15 protein-coding genes are annotated in these 15,695 nt (G+C 31.1%); 6 read left to right on the forward strand and 9 right to left on the reverse strand.

What is annotated here, in order from left to right:
- Window positions 1-43 precede the first annotated feature (43 nt).
- Window positions 44-1,272 (reverse strand): IS3 family transposase gene (locus tag BLW23_RS21465; RefSeq protein WP_410529759.1). Its coding sequence is split into 2 segments (ribosomal slippage): window positions 44-912 and window positions 912-1,272, totalling 1,230 coding nucleotides; the frame shifts between segments, so codons are not numbered across the junction.
- Window positions 1,273-1,937: 665 nt separating this feature from the next.
- Between BLW23_RS21465 and folK the strand changes: the two genes are divergently transcribed.
- Window positions 1,938-3,065 (forward strand): 2-amino-4-hydroxy-6-hydroxymethyldihydropteridine diphosphokinase, encoded by a 1,128-nt coding sequence (folK, locus tag BLW23_RS21470; protein ID WP_093673810.1) that lies wholly within the window; start codon window positions 1,938-1,940, stop codon window positions 3,063-3,065.
- A 27-nt stretch (window positions 3,066-3,092) separates the two neighbouring features.
- On the opposite strand, the gene gldC is transcribed toward folK, so the two are convergent.
- Both gldC and gldB read right to left on the reverse strand, forming a co-directional pair.
- Window positions 3,093-3,431, reverse strand: a complete 339-nt coding sequence (gene gldC / locus BLW23_RS21475) for a gliding motility protein GldC (RefSeq protein WP_093673812.1) — start codon at window positions 3,429-3,431, stop codon at window positions 3,093-3,095.
- Window positions 3,431-4,384 carry a gliding motility lipoprotein GldB gene (gene gldB / locus BLW23_RS21480; RefSeq protein WP_093673814.1) on the reverse strand — a complete coding sequence of 318 codons (954 nt, stop codon included), beginning with the start codon at window positions 4,382-4,384 and terminating at the stop codon, window positions 3,431-3,433. The genes gldC and gldB overlap by 1 nt, the downstream gene beginning before the upstream one ends.
- 93 nt (window positions 4,385-4,477) lie before the next feature.
- Between gldB and nadE the strand changes: the two genes are divergently transcribed.
- Entirely contained in the window at window positions 4,478-5,266 is a 789-nt protein-coding gene (nadE, locus tag BLW23_RS21485; protein WP_093673816.1) for an NAD(+) synthase, read from the forward strand.
- Here nadE and BLW23_RS23830 read toward each other — a convergent pair.
- Complete coding sequence (locus tag BLW23_RS23830; protein WP_255362856.1) at window positions 5,258-5,389, reverse strand: hypothetical protein; 132 nt, start codon at window positions 5,387-5,389, stop codon at window positions 5,258-5,260. The two genes, nadE and BLW23_RS23830, sit on opposite strands and share 9 nt — an antisense overlap.
- 108 nt (window positions 5,390-5,497) lie before the next feature.
- The gene (dnaG, locus tag BLW23_RS21490; RefSeq protein ID WP_093673818.1) at window positions 5,498-7,513 is read right to left on the reverse strand and encodes a DNA primase; all 2,016 of its coding nucleotides are present in this window, start codon (window positions 7,511-7,513) and stop codon (window positions 5,498-5,500) included.
- Window positions 7,514-7,634: 121 nt separating this feature from the next.
- Between dnaG and BLW23_RS21495 the strand changes: the two genes are divergently transcribed.
- Window positions 7,635-8,972, forward strand: a complete 1,338-nt coding sequence (locus BLW23_RS21495; RefSeq protein ID WP_093673820.1) for a leucine-rich repeat domain-containing protein — start codon at window positions 7,635-7,637, stop codon at window positions 8,970-8,972.
- 46 nt (window positions 8,973-9,018) lie between these two features.
- On the opposite strand, the gene clpX is transcribed toward BLW23_RS21495, so the two are convergent.
- From clpX to BLW23_RS21515, 4 genes are all read right to left on the reverse strand, one after another.
- Window positions 9,019-10,257: an ATP-dependent Clp protease ATP-binding subunit ClpX gene (clpX, locus tag BLW23_RS21500; protein ID WP_093673822.1), complete on the reverse strand. Its 1,239-nt coding sequence runs from the start codon at window positions 10,255-10,257 to the stop codon at window positions 9,019-9,021.
- Between the two features lie 41 nt (window positions 10,258-10,298).
- Window positions 10,299-10,958 (reverse strand): ATP-dependent Clp endopeptidase proteolytic subunit ClpP, encoded by a 660-nt coding sequence (gene clpP, locus BLW23_RS21505; RefSeq protein ID WP_093673824.1) that lies wholly within the window; start codon window positions 10,956-10,958, stop codon window positions 10,299-10,301.
- A gap of 124 nt (window positions 10,959-11,082) precedes the next feature.
- Window positions 11,083-12,417 carry a trigger factor gene (gene tig, locus BLW23_RS21510; RefSeq protein ID WP_093673826.1) on the reverse strand — a complete coding sequence of 445 codons (1,335 nt, stop codon included), beginning with the start codon at window positions 12,415-12,417 and terminating at the stop codon, window positions 11,083-11,085.
- Window positions 12,418-12,564: 147 nt separating this feature from the next.
- A complete protein-coding gene (locus tag BLW23_RS21515) occupies window positions 12,565-12,918 on the reverse strand; it encodes a phage holin family protein (protein WP_093673828.1) in 354 nt (117 codons plus the stop codon).
- Between the two features lie 142 nt (window positions 12,919-13,060).
- On the opposite strand from BLW23_RS21515, the gene BLW23_RS21520 reads away from it, so the two are divergent.
- The 3 genes from BLW23_RS21520 (at window position 13,061) to BLW23_RS21530 (ending at window position 15,671) form a co-directional block, all read left to right on the forward strand.
- On the forward strand, window positions 13,061-14,047 hold the full coding sequence (locus BLW23_RS21520) for an endo alpha-1,4 polygalactosaminidase (protein WP_093673830.1): 987 nt from the start codon (window positions 13,061-13,063) through the stop codon (window positions 14,045-14,047).
- A gap of 81 nt (window positions 14,048-14,128) precedes the next feature.
- Complete coding sequence (locus tag BLW23_RS21525; RefSeq protein ID WP_093673832.1) at window positions 14,129-15,085, forward strand: endo alpha-1,4 polygalactosaminidase; 957 nt, start codon at window positions 14,129-14,131, stop codon at window positions 15,083-15,085.
- A 19-nt stretch (window positions 15,086-15,104) separates the two neighbouring features.
- Window positions 15,105-15,671, forward strand: coding sequence for a Crp/Fnr family transcriptional regulator (locus tag BLW23_RS21530; protein WP_093674389.1), 567 nt, complete (start codon window positions 15,105-15,107; stop codon window positions 15,669-15,671).
- The last annotated feature ends 24 nt before the right edge of the window (window positions 15,672-15,695 follow it).

Genomic DNA, 15,695 nt, shown 5'->3' on the forward strand with positions numbered 1-15,695 from the left:
TGAGTCGTCCTAAAATAGGTTGACAGTTATTTATAAAATTTAATTAAACCAGAGAAGTTAACTTCTCTGGTTTTTTATTGTGTACAAAGTTAGGAGTTTTCATATTAAGACTTAAATGTGGTCTTTTGTTATTATAAGTATTTATAGATTCTTTAATTAACTGTTTCAACTCGTTCTGATTATTACACTTATATATTAAAAACTCTTGTTTTAATATACCATTTATACGTTCTGCTAAGGCATTTTGATAACAATCATACCCATCAGTCATAGATGGTCTTACTTTGTTTTTTAATAATGCCTTTTGATAAATATTTGAACAATATTGTAGCCCTCTATCAGAATGATGGATTAACTCTTTATCACTATTTCTGTTTTTGACAGCCATATTAAAAGCTTGTACCACATTATCTGCTCCCATATCATCACTAAGTTTATGGCCTACTATTTTTCTACTATAAGCATCTGTAACTAACGATAAATAATGCGTTTTTTCTCTACTTTTTATATATGTTATATCACTAACATAAACATGTTCCGGTCTTTCGGGAACGATGTCTTTTAATAAATTAGGATGTTTTCTTAACCAATGTTTTGAGTGTGTTGTTTTTATATAATTCTTTTTAGCCTTTATTAATAAATGTTCGGATTTTAAATAAGCGAATAAGGCATCTCTCCCTATTTTTATTTGCATTCTATCAAAGTCTTCTTTTAGTAAGTAATAGAGTTTACGAGTTCCGATTCTAGGCATTTCTCTTCGAATGGATAGTACTAGTGGCTTTATTTGTGATAAAACTTTCGCTCGATTCTCTTTACGTTTGATTCCTTGATAAACAGCTTGTCTACTAATTCCTAACAATCTACAAGAACAAGAAAGGGTTATTTCTTTATTCTGTCGGATGATTTGGATTGTTGGGATAAAAGCTTTTTTCTGATAGTAGTACCAAATTGTTTGTCTGAAACATCTATCATGGTGTTTAGTAGAAGGTTTCTTAGTTTTTCATCTTCTAACTCTTTCTCTAATCGTTTTATTTTTTGTGCTGGTGTTTCTTTTGATTTTGGCATATGATGAAGATTTGGAGTATTCCAATCTAATGTACCATATTTTCGTAACCATACCAAAACGGTGCTTCTACCTTGAATTCCATAAGCTTTTTGTATCTGTTTGTAAGTATAATTGCCTTTTTCTACTTCCGCTACTAATGCTAATTTAAAGCCTAGATTGTAATCACGTTGGGTGCGCTTAACCCACTTGTTTGTTTGATCTCTCATTATAAGTCGATTTTGTGTCAACTTATTTCAGGACGGGACAATATAAAATAAAAAGGCTACCAATAATTGGTAGCCTTTTTTAAATTAAGAGATTTTTGCGAAAACAAGATTATAATTCCCCAATTAAAATCCTACAAAAAACCTTACTCTATTAAGAAATTCACCAATAAAACAACTGGAAATGTAATTACCCTACCTTTATCACAAATTATACGATTTCTGATGTTAATTTACACCCTAATTATTTAGATATATGATGCCTATCTGTATTTAAAACTCAAGTATTATTAAAAGGAAATGACTCAGTTTTTTTAATAATAATCAGTATTGTAAAACTAAACATTCATTAAATTTTACAAGTATTCAGAACAAATGCTTGCAAGACTTTAATTTCAGAATAACTACGCTTGGAATAAAGAAATCAATTATTCTTAAAACACTCATACGCTCCTCAACAACTTTTCTTACTATAAATTCAGCATAAAAAAAATAATTTTTTATGGTTGATTTGCCTCAGTTTTATTTTTCTTTGCACTCTACAAATAGACTTCTCATTTTAGAATTGGATATTTATAATTAATTCCTATATATATCATAGGGATATAATTAGTACAACTATCAGTCTATTAATAAACATAACAAAAACTTAAATAATATTTTATCGGTTGAAAATACAACGAATTACATACCTTTCACTAGGAACTAACCAAGGAAATAAGTTTGAAAACCTTCAAAACGCTGTAAACTTAATTGCAGATAAAATTGGTTCAGTTCTCAAAGTGGCCTCTGTCTACGAAACATCTTCTTGGGGTTTTGATAGTGACAATTTTTATAATACTTGTATTGAAGTTTCTACCTACTTACCACCTGACTTCTTAATTAAGGAGTTATTAGCTATTGAGCAGGAACTAGGAAGAGAACGCAATAATACAAACGGCTATTCCGATAGAAACATTGATATAGACATTTTACTTTTTGAAGACGAAATTATCTTTTCAAAAGACCTTATTGTTCCTCACCCAAGAATGTTAGAACGTAAGTTTGCTCTTGCACCACTAGCAGAAATCGCTGAGAAGGTACTGCATCCGATACAAAAAATAAAACTCAGTGATTGTCTAAAAAATTGTGATGATAAATCGGAAATAACTATTATTTCAAATAAACTATTACGTCCAGTTCCAATCACTGAAAAATACAATTACATTGCTATTGAAGGGAATATAGGCGCTGGTAAAACATCATTAACCAATATGATGGCCGATGAATTTAATGCTAAAATAGTTTTAGAACGATTTGCAGACAACCCGTTTTTACCAAAGTTCTATGAGGATAATGAGCGTTATGCTTTCTCTTTGGAAATGAGCTTTCTTGCCGATAGATACCAACAATTATCGGATGATTTAGCCCAATTCGATTTGTTTAAAAACTTTATTGTATCCGATTATTATATTTTCAAATCTTTAATTTTTGCTCAGATTACATTGCAAAATGATGAATATAAACTGTATCGCAAAATGTTTGATTTGATGTACAAAGAAATTACAAAGCCTGATTTATACGTATATCTCTATCAAAATACAGATAGGTTACTTCAAAATATTAAAAAGAGAGGTAGAGATTATGAGCAGAATATTGAAGCAAGTTATTTACAGAAAATACACGATGGATACATCAATTTCATCAATACGCAACAAGAAAACTTAAATGTTTTAATTGTAGATGTTTCTCAATTAGATTTTGTAAACAATATTGAAGATTACAAATATGTTATCAACCTAATAAAAAAACATTAAAAAAGCTGTCAATGACAGCTTTTTATATTATTTATCGATCAGTTCTAATTTTTCTGCAAAGTAATCACAGAAATCTTTCATTGTAGCACTCATTTTCTCATCGTTTGTAGCTCTTTCAAAGGTATTAGCCATTGATACTAGTGTTTGATGAAAAAACTGCTTCATTTCGTCAACAGGCATATCTTTTGTCCATAAATCCATTCGTAAGGTATCTTTTTTCTTATGATCCCAAACTGATAACATAATAGCCTTAGAAGCTTCATTTTTTATACCTCCATCTTCAGCATTCCATGAAATTTCCTCTGGCACTCTGTTTTCATCTAGTCCTACAGTGAATGTAATCTTTGAATTATGTTCAATACTCATTATCTTCTTGGTTTGTATTTAGATTTTGTGAAGATTTCCTCTTCGCTTGTTCTTATTAACTCATGCAAAGATACGTCATTATTTTTCATATAAGACTTAACGATTTGCCATCCAATAAACTCTCCAATCCTTCCCGGAGACAAGTTATCTTGTCCCAAATAAAACTTCGAAAAAGGAGCCATATCCAAGAATCTCTTATCCAAACTTTTATCAGTACTAAATAACAAATCCTTTTCAATGAAATAACGCCATACTTCCTCTTCGTTTTCTTTAGCCCATAAAGATTTTTCTTTGCTATAACCAATCTTAACATGATCCGATAGCTTCCCTAAATAAACATCTTTTAAATACATTTTTTTCCCTTTATAAATCATTTTATCGATAAAGGTTCTATTAGTCTTAGGAAACACTTGTTCGCTCACAATTTTTGAAGCAACATCCACTACAATATGTTGTTTTGTATTATTTTGCTTTACATAAGCTGGGTAATCTCCATAAAACTTATGATTCTTTCCTAAATAAGCATCTAATGAAACAAATAATAAAGTATCACTATAAACCACTCTGCTCTCATAATCTATATTCGTAAGCATAGTAATCACTTCAGGACTTTTAAACTTCGGATTATAATACTTCACATGCTTGAACAACATTTTTAACTGCTCTTCTAATTCATTTACTTCATTATATAACTTCTGAGTTTCTTCAAACAGTTCCTGTTCATCCAGATTCGTTCTTCTACTTTCCCAAATAGAATCATGAACATACCTTGGAAAAAGAAATGAATAGGAGCTCTTAAGTTCTTCTAAACTTTTTTCACTCTGGTAAAAATCTTTATCAAATCTATCTATGTTAAAACTCACTTTAACCTCTGAAACATCTATTTCTGGTTTACTTTCTTTTTCACATGACATTAAAATAATGGCTAAAAAAAGAGCTATAATTTTTCGCATTAACTATAATTATTTACATTTATCTTTTACAACGTCGAAATTACTAAATTAGTTTCATCAAAGGAAAACACATCTAAAAGAAAATCGGAATATATGGACGCACCTAAAGTTATAGATCATATTGTAAATTGGTTAAAGAATTATGCTACCAATGCTAAAGTGAAAGGATTTGTGGTTGGGATTTCGGGAGGAATCGATAGCGCGGTTACTTCAACCTTATGTGCTAAAACTGGTTTACCTACCTTATGCGTTGAATTACCTATTCACCAAGCAAAAAGTCAGGTTAATCGTGCCAACGAGCATATAAAACAACTAAAAGAACGTTTTAGTAACGTTAGTGAAGCTGAAGTAAACTTAACAAGTACTTTTGAAGATTTTAAAACAGTAGTACCAAAAACTGATTCTTCTCCTAAGGTAGATCTAGCTTTAGCGAATACAAGAGCCAGGTTAAGAATGGCAACATTGTACTATTTTGCTGGTCTTCATGGATTTTTAGTGGCAGGTACAGGTAATAAAGTTGAAGATTTCGGTGTTGGTTTTTTCACTAAGTATGGAGACGGTGGAGTAGATTTAAGTCCTATTGCTGATTTAGTAAAATCTGAAGTTTACCAACTGGCTGCTCATTTAGAAGTTCCTGAATCTATTCAAAAGGCACAACCTACCGATGGTCTATTTGGCGATAGTCGTACAGATGAAGATCAAATTGGAGCTTCCTACGATGAGCTTGAATGGGCTATGCAAATGCAAAATAACGGCAAGGTCTTAACTGACTTTACCGGAAGGCAAGCGGAAGTGTATAAAATTTACACTCGATTAAATTTAATAAATCAACACAAAATGATTCCTATTCCTGTTTGTGAAATACCTACTGAATTAAAGTAAGTTTACAGAAATCATCTGTTGCTTTATTTTTTTGTATGCCTGCTTTTTTTTCCCATTAGATACTTTAAACGGAAGTACGATTAATAATCTAACTAGTTCAAAAAACTGCAATAACTTTTTCATGATCTTTTGGTTTGATTTCTTGTTCTTTTCGGTGCTAATTTAGAAAAAAAGTATAAATAAATTCAATTTTCATCAAAAGAAAATCACCCTTTCTAATATTTAAAGCACTTATACTACTCTATTTAACTTCTCTGAAAGTAGATTTCTAAGTGTATTGTAGTTGTTTATCTCTTCTAAATCTACTTCTATAACCTCATTTCTAATATCTTCCATTACACCTTTAATCTTCTTGTCAATCAATACTCTTCTCAAATTTAATATCGCATCAGTAACTAACTTTGGTAAAAGTTTCTCTATTGCTGTAATACGCACCTCTTTTTTCTCCCAATTACTCAAAATATATCGTTCTTCATCCATCAATATATTCGTTACCAAGCCAGACACCTCCATATTCTCATGCATTATTAGCTCATCAATAACTATCTTTTCTCGCTGATTCAATTGATTTACCAATGCGTGATATGTAAGTTTAAACAGTTCGTTTGAAAATTCAATTTCATCTTCTTGTAAATTCAAATACAACTCATTAAAAACCGTACTTTGATATTCCTCTTTTTCTAAAATTGGCTTACCGTATTTATCGTGAGCATCCACCCAATTTATAAAATCAACTATTTCATTTCCGTATAACAGAAGGATTCTGATAATCTCCTTCTCAAGAATGGATACTTGATCTATATTATGAGTTTGTTTTCCTTTACCTTTAGCTCTTAAAACCTCTAATCCTTTCCCCTTGGTAGAATTCACATCATCTGATGCAGAAACTCTATTAGGCCTTGAAAGATTGCTTTTTGAACTTGTCCCTGTTGATCCTCTTTGCAATAATTGTGCCAACTCACTAAACAACACCTGTTCGGAGATATCCATAATTCTTGCACACTCTTGTACATACACTTCCCTTTGAATACCATCAGGAATTTTAGAAATACTCGTTACAATATCTCTAATAAGTCCAGCTTTTTTTACAGGATCGTTCTGAGCGTCCTCCATCAATAAGGACACCTTAAACTCAATAAAATCCTGTGCTTTATCTTCAAGATGCTTTTTTAACTCGGCACTTGAATGCGCTTTCGCAAAACTATCAGGATCTTCACCTTCCGGAAAAGAAACCACTCTTACATTTAATCCTTGCTCAAGTATTAAGTCAATACCACGAAGAGACGCTCTTATACCCGCAGCATCTCCATCAAATAGAACAGTTATATTTTTCGTTAATCTATTAATTAAACGAATTTGATCTGGAGTTAATGCCGTTCCTGATGACGCTACCACATTTTCCACTCCCGATTGATGGAAAGAGATTACATCGGTATATCCTTCCACCAAAAAGCAATTGTCTAACTTTGCTATTTCCTTTTTTGCATGATACAAACCATATAATATTTTACTTTTATGGTAAATATCACTTTCTGGAGAGTTTAAATATTTTGCTGCTTTTTTGTCGTTTGTTAATATTCGACCTCCGAAACCAAGAATTCTTCCAGACATACTGTGTATCGGAAACATAACTCTTCCTTTAAAACGATCGAATTTTTTATCTTGAGTTCCTCCCTCTTTTACAATGGTTAACCCAGTTTCTTTCAAATATTTTAAGTCGTACCCTTTTGCTAAAGCAGCTTTGGTGAAGTTATCCCACTCATCCTTACAATATCCTAAATCAAACTTTTGAATAATATCTTCTCTAAAGCCTCTTTCTTTAAAATAAGAAAGTCCAATCGCTCTTCCTGCTTGAGAATTCAGAAGAAGGTCGTGAAAATAATCTTTTGCAAACTTTGAAACAAGAAACATGCTCTCCCTTTCATTAAGTTGCTGCTTCTGCTCATCAGATTGCTCAGTCTCTTCTATTTCTATATTGTATTTTTTCGCAAGCCACTTAATAGCTTCTGGATAGGTATAATGTTCGTGTTCCATTAAAAATGAAACAGAATTCCCACCTTTACCTGTACTAAAATCCTTCCAAATTTGCTTCACAGGCGATACAACAAATGAAGGTGTTTTTTCATCTGTAAAAGGACTCAAACCTTTAAAGTTACTTCCTGTCTTTTTTAACTGCACAAACTCACCTATCACCTCTTCTACTCTGGCAACATCAAAAACTTTATCAATGGTGTATTGGGTTATCATAAAATCTCAAAAAAATAGTTCGCAAATATAGTGGTTTTGTTCCCTTATTTAAACCTAGTCTATTTTTAATTGTCTAAAACCATATAAATATATAAATTTGGCGCAAAATCTCTTTTAAATTATGAAGTTAATAAATACCTGCTGCATTTTTATTTTACTCTCGATTAATGCTTTCTCACAAGAAACTATTAAGATTCCTGATTTAGGACTTGAAGAAGCTCTAATTGATTTAAATTATGATTCAAATGGTTTAAATGGTACTATTTTAGTGAGTGACGCACAATATATCGTCAACTTAAACATTAATTCTCCACTAGAAAACAAATATCTGACAAACGTTAACTCAAAAATAAAAGACTTAACGGGAATTGAACATTTCCCTAATTTAACTAGATTGGATTGCTCTGGTAATGAAATTAAGAAAATAGATTTATCTAATAATCCTAAACTTTCTTTTTTGAATTGTAGTAATAATAAAATTGAGGAATTAAATATTAGCAACAATCCTCTACTTTTTGCCGTAAGCTGCGATTATAATAGACTAAACGAACTTGTTTTAGGCAGTAAACCTGACCTTAAAGATTTGTTTTGTAATAATAATAGATTGACTTTACTGGACATTAGCGAATGTAACATTCTAGAGAACATGGATGCCAGCGGTAACAAAGATGGAAAGATATTAATATCGAAAGAGATATACGATAAATTTTCTGATAGCTGGTATAAAGACAACAAGTTGTCGTACGAAGAAAAAAGTGGAACTATTGTAGAAGAAGCGGCAAAAGTTGAAGTTACCGATACTGCTGATAGCAATGCCAACATTGCTGATCTCTTAGGTAATAATGAGCAACCTAATGCCAACTCATCAAATTCAAGTGAAACTCAATCTGCGTCAAGCTTCTTCGAGAAATTTAAACGATCGGTAGTTGGAGAGTATGATACCTTAGTTTTGGATCCAACCCATTTAAAAAACCACATTGATGATATTAGTAAGAAATACAATATCGATCCGCAAGAACTTACCAATTGGGTTACTAAAAATGGAAAACTAAATATGGCCCATGTCAATCAATCAAAAACATTATATACAGTTGACAGTTCAACTAGTTTTTATAAAAAGTTCCAACAATCTGCAGTTGAAGAATATGAACAGTTAGTTTTAGAACAAAGCTATCTTGAAAAGAAAAAAGAAGAAATCAGAAAAAAATACCATATAAAACCTGAGCAATTTAACAATTGGGTTTCAAAATACGGAAAACTTTCAGAGCCTAATCATATTGGAGAAAGTGCAGATAGCTATTTAGCCAAATTTAAAGAATCGGTTGTTTCGGAATATGAACGTGCTGTTCTGAGTCAAGCTCATTTATTAAGTAAGAAGGAAATTATCCAACATAAATATAAACTGAATGCAAAAGAACTTGGTGATTGGATTCATGAACTAAGTAGAATTTATAAATAAAAAAAAGCCTCATATGAGGCTTTTTTTTATTTATAGTATTTTTTAACTAGGAAGCGGCTTTCAATTTTGTTAAAGCATTCTTCGTTATTTTTGCTTCCGCATACTCTTTATCAACAGTAAACTCTTTCTCGTCTGTACTAGGTAATTCAAACATTGCTTCTGTTAAGATAGCTTCACAAAGCGAACGCAAACCACGTGCTCCAAGTTTATATTCAATAGCTTTTTCAACAATAAACAATAAAGCTTCTTCTGTTACAGAAAACTCAACACCGTCCATTTTAAAAAGCTTGGTATACTGTTTTATAATAGAATTTTTAGGTTCCGTTAAAATTGCTCTTAAGGTTTTAGCATCTAATGGATTCATATGACTTAATACTGGTAAACGCCCTATAATTTCAGGTATTAAACCAAAGCTTTTTAAATCCGAAGGAATAATGTATTGTAATAAATTACTTTCATCAACCTTATCTTCATCAATAGATGCACTATAGCCAACCGCTTGCATATTTAAACGCTTGCTAATAACTCGATCAATACCAGAAAAAGCACCTCCTGCAACAAATAAAATGTCTTTAGTATTAACTTCAATAAATTTTTGCTCTGGGTGTTTTCTTCCTCCTTTAGGAGCTACATTCACCACAGCTCCTTCTAAAAGCTTTAATAGTGCTTGTTGAACGCCCTCACCAGATACATCTCTAGTAATTGAAGGATTATCGCCTTTACGAGCTATCTTATCTATTTCATCAATAAATACAATTCCCTTTTCAGCTTTGTCTACATCGTAATCTGCTGCTTGTAAAAGACGGCTCAAAATACTTTCGACGTCTTCACCTACATAACCAGCTTGTGTTAAAACTGTAGCATCAACAATAGAAAAAGGAACATTTAACATTTTAGCAATGGTTCTAGCCACTAAAGTTTTTCCTGTACCTGTTTCACCAACTAAAACAATGTTCGACTTTTCAATTTCAACATCATTACTATCTTCAACAACTTGTAATAAGCGTTTGTAATGATTATAAACTGCCACTGACATTGCTTTTTTAGTTTCGTCTTGACCAATGATATATTCATCTAAAAAAGCCTTAATTTCTTTAGGTTTTTTAAGTGTTAAATCAGAAGACAAGCTACTTGTTTTTGCTTCGGCAATTTCTTCCTGAACAATTCCGTAGGCCTGCTCAATACACTTGTCGCAGATATGAGCGTCTAAACCTGCAATTAACAAATCTGTTTCAGGTTTTTTTCTCCCACAAAAGGAACATTGTAAGTTTTCTTCTTTCGACATTTTATCAACTTTTCGTCAGCTTCATCTGACTGGTTTTATCTTTATTTTCTTGTTAAAATTTCATCAACCATTCCATATTCCTTCGCCTCTTCAGCCTTCATCCAATAATCTCTATCAGAATCTTCATGCACTTTATCGTAAGATTGTCCTGAATGATGTGAAATAATATTGTATAATTCTTTTTTCAATTTACCTATTTCTTTCACCGTTATTTCCATATCAGAAGCCTGCCCTTGAGCACCACCTAATGGTTGGTGAATCATAATACGTGAATGCGGTAATGCCGAGCGTTTACCTTTTTCTCCTGCACACATTAATACGGCTCCCATTGAAGCAGCCATACCTGTACAAATTGTAGCTACATCAGGTTTTATAAACTGCATGGTATCATAAATACCTAAACCTGCATACACACCTCCTCCTGGTGAATTTATATAAATTGAAATATCTTTCGTTGCATCAACACTTTCTAGGAATAATAATTGCGCTTGAATCACATTCGCAACTTGATCGTTTATTCCCGTTCCCAAGAAAATAATTCTATCCATCATTAAACGAGAAAAAACATCCATTTGAGTGATGTTTAACTGGCGCTCTTCCATAATATATGGAGTAAGACTACTAGTTATTTCACCAAAATAAGTACTATTAATACCATGATGTTTTGTTGCGAATTTTTCAAACTCTTTTCCGTAATCCATTGTTAAAAGTTTTTTTGGTTATAAAATGTAAATATAAGAAGTATTACCTTAATATCGTAGTAGAGTTTTTCGCTAAAAAAAACCTGAACAATTGTTCAGGTTTTTTTTATTCTTTTATTGTCTATTACTTCTTTGCATCAACATTGTACACTTCTTTAATAAACTCTTCATAAGATACTTCTTTAGCATCAAACTCCATGTTACCTTTAAAGAAACCTACTAATTTTTGAGATACTAGTTGTTCTTGTAAACGACGAGTTTCTTCTTGATTAGATAAAATTCTACCAGCAATTTCATCCAATTCTTTTTCTTCAGGATTTGCATTTCCAAACTGAGCCATTTGCGATTTAATAAACCCTTTAGCATATTCTACTAACTCAGCATAGTCAACTTTTATATCGTTATCCTTCATAATCTTTCCTTCGATTAATTGGTAACGTAATCCTTTTTCTGACTTTTCGTATTCACTTACTGCTTCCTCTGCTGTTAATTGCTTTTCTCCAGCAGTTTGTAACCACTTTTGTAAAAAGTCCTTAGGCAAGTCAAACTTAGTATTTTCAACTAAAGATTCAGTTACAGCATTTAATAACTGCTGATCTGCTTGTTGTTGAAACTGCTTTTCAGCATCTTCCTTTATTTTCTCTTTTAATTCCGTTACCGTTTTTACACTTCCATCAGTAAACAATTTATCAAATAATTCCTGATCGAATTCTGCTTTTTCAGTAATACTAATTTCTTCAACGGTAAATGTTACTTTTACGTCTAAATCCTTAGCATCATCTTGAGAAACTCCTAAAACATTTTGTAAATTATGATCGTCTTCAAAAAGTTTTTTAGTGTCTAATTCAATAACATCTCCAACTTTCGCTCCGATTAATTTCTTTTCGTTTTTCTTTCCTTTTAAATCGTTTACTAAGAAAGTTGACTTCTTGTTGATTTCTTTTTCTTCATTAACAAAAGTACCTGTAACATTCGAATGCTCTTCAGCTTCTTCTTGAGTAATTAATTTACCGTAACGAGTTTGGATATTTTCTAACTCTTTTTCAATTAATTCTTCATTAGCTACAATATTGTAAGACTTTACTTTATTTGATTTTAAATCAACATCAAATTCTGGTGCTAATCCTAACTCAAATTCGAAAGAAAATTGCTCAGTATCCCAAGAAAAACCTTCATTTACTTTTGGTAAAGGATTACCTAAAATATCTAATTTTTCCTCAACTAAGAATTTATTTAATGATTCTTGTAAAAGTTTATTTACCTCGTCAATCATTACCGCTTTCCCATATTGCTTCTTTACCATTCCCATTGGTACATGACCTTTTCTAAATCCAGGAATATTAGCTGTTTTACGGTAATCACCTAATACTTTTGCTACTTTCTCTTTATAATCGTCTGCAACAATATCAACTTTTACAATTGCATTTAATGCATCTACATTTTCTTTTGTTATGTTCATCTTAAATTTGTTTCTTTAAAATCGGGGGCAAAATTACTACTTTTCTTATTGAGAACCAAGACTTTTAGACATAAGAATTATTACTTTAGTAATTACTACTTATTTCAACTCTTACTCCTTGAATCTAAGCTCCTTGTTTTTATTTATTTATTCTTTACTTTTTTCTTCTTTTAGCAGGGAAAACAGAAACGATCTAAATATTGATAACAGCACGCTAAATATAAGCGCTGTAAAGAATCCATTAACGGTAAAACCTTGAACCAGCTTATCTGCCAAAATGATAATTATAGCATTTATTACAAAGAGAAATAAACCCAAAGTAACTATAGTGGCAGGCAGTGTAAAAAATATCAAAATTGGACGTACTATCATGTTCAATATCGCTATTGTAAAAGCAACAATTAGAGCCGTCACATAATTAGTTAATGCCACACCAGGCAAAATATTTGCTAATATAATTACGGCAAAAGCAGTTAACAAAAGCTTTAAAAAAAATTTCATTTGTAATTTTCTATTTTATTATAGTTTGTTTTTATCCAGAACTATACCAAAACAATTCTCCTGCATTTTTGGCAGATTATCAGCTTTTAGTCATACCTTTTTGACCGAAATTTACAACACATAATCCCTTAAACGTATTTCTGTGAAAAAATTGACATTAACATTTCTATTGGCTCATTCTATCTTTTTTTACTTCATAAACCAAAAAGATAATACTGCTTTTATCGAAAGAAATAGTAATACTTCTTCTCACAAAATAGATCGTTCAGCTGAAAAAATGAGGTCCTTCATTATGAAGATTTCTAAATATGCCAAAGAACATAATCCTGAATTCTACATTATACCTCAAAATGGTATTGAATTATGCTTTAACGAACTTGAGTTTTCACAAGGAACTCACCAAAAATATATCAACTCTATTGATGGTATTGGGATCGAAAGTTTGTTTTACCCCACTAAAAATGCGAATACAAAAGAAAAATTAAAGGCATTGAATTCAATTAAGGATTTGAAGCAAATTCTAGTGAGTGATTATACAAAAAGTCTCAAACAAATTAGTTATTCTAATCAAAGAAATAGTAATGAAGATTTTATAAGCTTTCCTAGAACAAAAAACAACTATGATTACTCCATTATACCAACTCAACTAAATAACGAGAACAACCGAGATATTAAATCTTTGGATAATGCTAAAAACTTTTTATATCTAATCAATTTTTCAAATTTCAAGTCGAAAAAAGAAGTTTTAGAAAAGCTTAAAAACACGAATTACGACCTACTATTAATAGATTTATTTTTCAACGAAACTCCTTTTACTCTAAATGAAATTAAAGAGCTAAAAATTAAGAAAAACGGAGGAAAACGTCTTCTTATCTCCTATATTAATATTGGGGCAGCGGAAAATTTCAGGTATTATTGGAAACCAAAATGGAAACTAGGCTCACCATCTTGGCTAAGGAAAGAATATGAAGGTTATCACGACGAATTTTGGGTTCAATTTTGGAAAAGGCCCTGGCAGAAAATAATTTATGGCAACAGAGAGTCTTATATTAAGAAAATCTTAGACACAGGTTTCGATGGAGCTTATTTAGACAATGTAGAATGTTATTACTTTTTAAATTTTGACTAAATAAAAAAATATGCAATTATCGCAATTGCAATTGTAAATACTTTAAGTAATTTTACATAGTAATCCCCTAAATACTCCCCCATGTCTAATAAAAATTATTTACTAATTTTAGTAATGTCTATTGTTATTGAATCTTGCTCAAAAATTGAAATGAAATCTCCTGAAAATCGTGAAGATAGCATGCGAGAATTCGTTGTTCAAATTTCGCAATATGCAAAAAGATTGAAATCTGACTTCATTATCATTCCTCAGAATGGAATAGAGCTTGCTTATACTGAATATCATTCCGCAAGCACCTTTAGCACAGAGTTCACTAATGCAATTGATGGTTTTGGTATTGAGGCTTTATTTTACGATAGCGATGAGCTTCCCATTTATGACAGACTCACAATGCTACAAAAGTTTTCAGAAAACAAACAAGTTTTAGTCTCCGATTACCTATCCGATGACGCTTTACTTGAGGAAGTCATTTATAAAAATGCTAGAGAAGGTTTTTTAAGCTTTCCTCGAATGAGTTTTAATTATGATTATACACATATTCCAAATACAATTCAAAATGAAAATAGTGAAAACATTTTAACTCTAAATGATGCTAAAAATTACCTGTACCTAATCAATGCCAGTAATTTTTCAACAAAACAAGAGTTAATTGATAATTTAACTACTACTAATTTTGATGTTATTCTGATTGATTTATTCTTCCATGGGAGAGCACTCACTCGGGAAGATTTACAAAAAATTAAAGTAAAAGAAAACGGTGGTAAACGCCTAGTTATATCCTATGTAAATATTGGTTCTGCTGAGAAATACCGCTACTATTTCAACAACAATTGGGAGGTAAGTAATCCTCATTGGTTGGCTAAACCCTATAAAGGCTATGAAAATGAAATATTTGTAAAATATTGGTCTAATGAATGGCATTCCATTATTTATGGTAATGACGATTCATATTTAAAGAAAATAATTGATGCTGGTTTTGATGGTGCGTATTTAGACAATGTAAAATCATATCATTATTTATTTTCTGATGAATTTTAACTATTTAAACCTTAAAAAAATGAGAAATTACCTTGCGTCCTTTAATATTTTAAATGAAAAAGACATTTCAGAATTTAGTAAATTAACCACTCCTAAAAAATTAAAAAAGGGTGATTATTTTATAGAAGCCGGAAATATGTGTAATGAAGTTGCTTTTATAAACAGAGGCATGCTTCGTTCATTCTATATATCATCAACAGGTGAAGATGTTACCTATTGTTTTTTCTGGGAAAGAAATTTTGTTACTGCCTATTCTTCGTTTATTACTCAAACAAAAACCACAGAAAGTATTCAAGCTTTAACAGATGTTGAAATACTAAGTATTTCAAGAGAAGATCTTTTAAATCTTCAGGAATCAAATATTAATTGGTTAAAATTCATGAAAACCCTTGCTGAGCAGGAATACATAAACCTGGAAAACAGAGTATTTCTACTACAACGAGAATCTGCCGAAATGCGTTATAAGCATATGTTAAAAAACCATCCTGAATATATACAGACAATTCCATTAAACTATTTGGCTTCTTATTTAGGAATTACGCAAAGACATTTAAGTAGAATACGAAAAGATTCTTTGATGGAGTGATATTAATTAGACATATGTCCTTTC

This window comes from Tenacibaculum sp. MAR_2009_124, assembly GCF_900105455.1.
Classification (GTDB): Bacteria; Bacteroidota; Bacteroidia; order Flavobacteriales; family Flavobacteriaceae; genus Polaribacter.

What these genes read in the sequence shown, in the direction of transcription:
- tig (WP_093673826.1), bottom strand. Translation starts at nt 12,417, where the DNA reads ATGAACATAACAAAAGAAAATGTAGATGCATTAAATGCAATTGTAAAA.
- BLW23_RS21525 (WP_093673832.1), top strand. Translation starts at nt 14,129, where the DNA reads ATGTCTAATAAAAATTATTTACTAATTTTAGTAATGTCTATTGTTATT.
- clpX (WP_093673822.1), bottom strand. Translation starts at nt 10,257, where the DNA reads ATGTCGAAAGAAGAAAACTTACAATGTTCCTTTTGTGGGAGAAAAAAA.
- clpP (WP_093673824.1), bottom strand. Translation starts at nt 10,958, where the DNA reads ATGGATTACGGAAAAGAGTTTGAAAAATTCGCAACAAAACATCATGGT.
- BLW23_RS23830 (WP_255362856.1), bottom strand. Translation starts at nt 5,389, where the DNA reads ATGAAAAAGTTATTGCAGTTTTTTGAACTAGTTAGATTATTAATCGTA.
- BLW23_RS21515 (WP_093673828.1), bottom strand. Translation starts at nt 12,918, where the DNA reads ATGAAATTTTTTTTAAAGCTTTTGTTAACTGCTTTTGCCGTAATTATA.
- dnaG (WP_093673818.1), bottom strand. Translation starts at nt 7,513, where the DNA reads ATGATAACCCAATACACCATTGATAAAGTTTTTGATGTTGCCAGAGTA.
- BLW23_RS21530 (WP_093674389.1), top strand. Translation starts at nt 15,105, where the DNA reads ATGAGAAATTACCTTGCGTCCTTTAATATTTTAAATGAAAAAGACATT.
- nadE (WP_093673816.1), top strand. Translation starts at nt 4,478, where the DNA reads ATGGACGCACCTAAAGTTATAGATCATATTGTAAATTGGTTAAAGAAT.
- gldC (WP_093673812.1), bottom strand. Translation starts at nt 3,431, where the DNA reads ATGAGTATTGAACATAATTCAAAGATTACATTCACTGTAGGACTAGAT.
- gldB (WP_093673814.1), bottom strand. Translation starts at nt 4,384, where the DNA reads ATGCGAAAAATTATAGCTCTTTTTTTAGCCATTATTTTAATGTCATGT.
- BLW23_RS21495 (WP_093673820.1), top strand. Translation starts at nt 7,635, where the DNA reads ATGAAGTTAATAAATACCTGCTGCATTTTTATTTTACTCTCGATTAAT.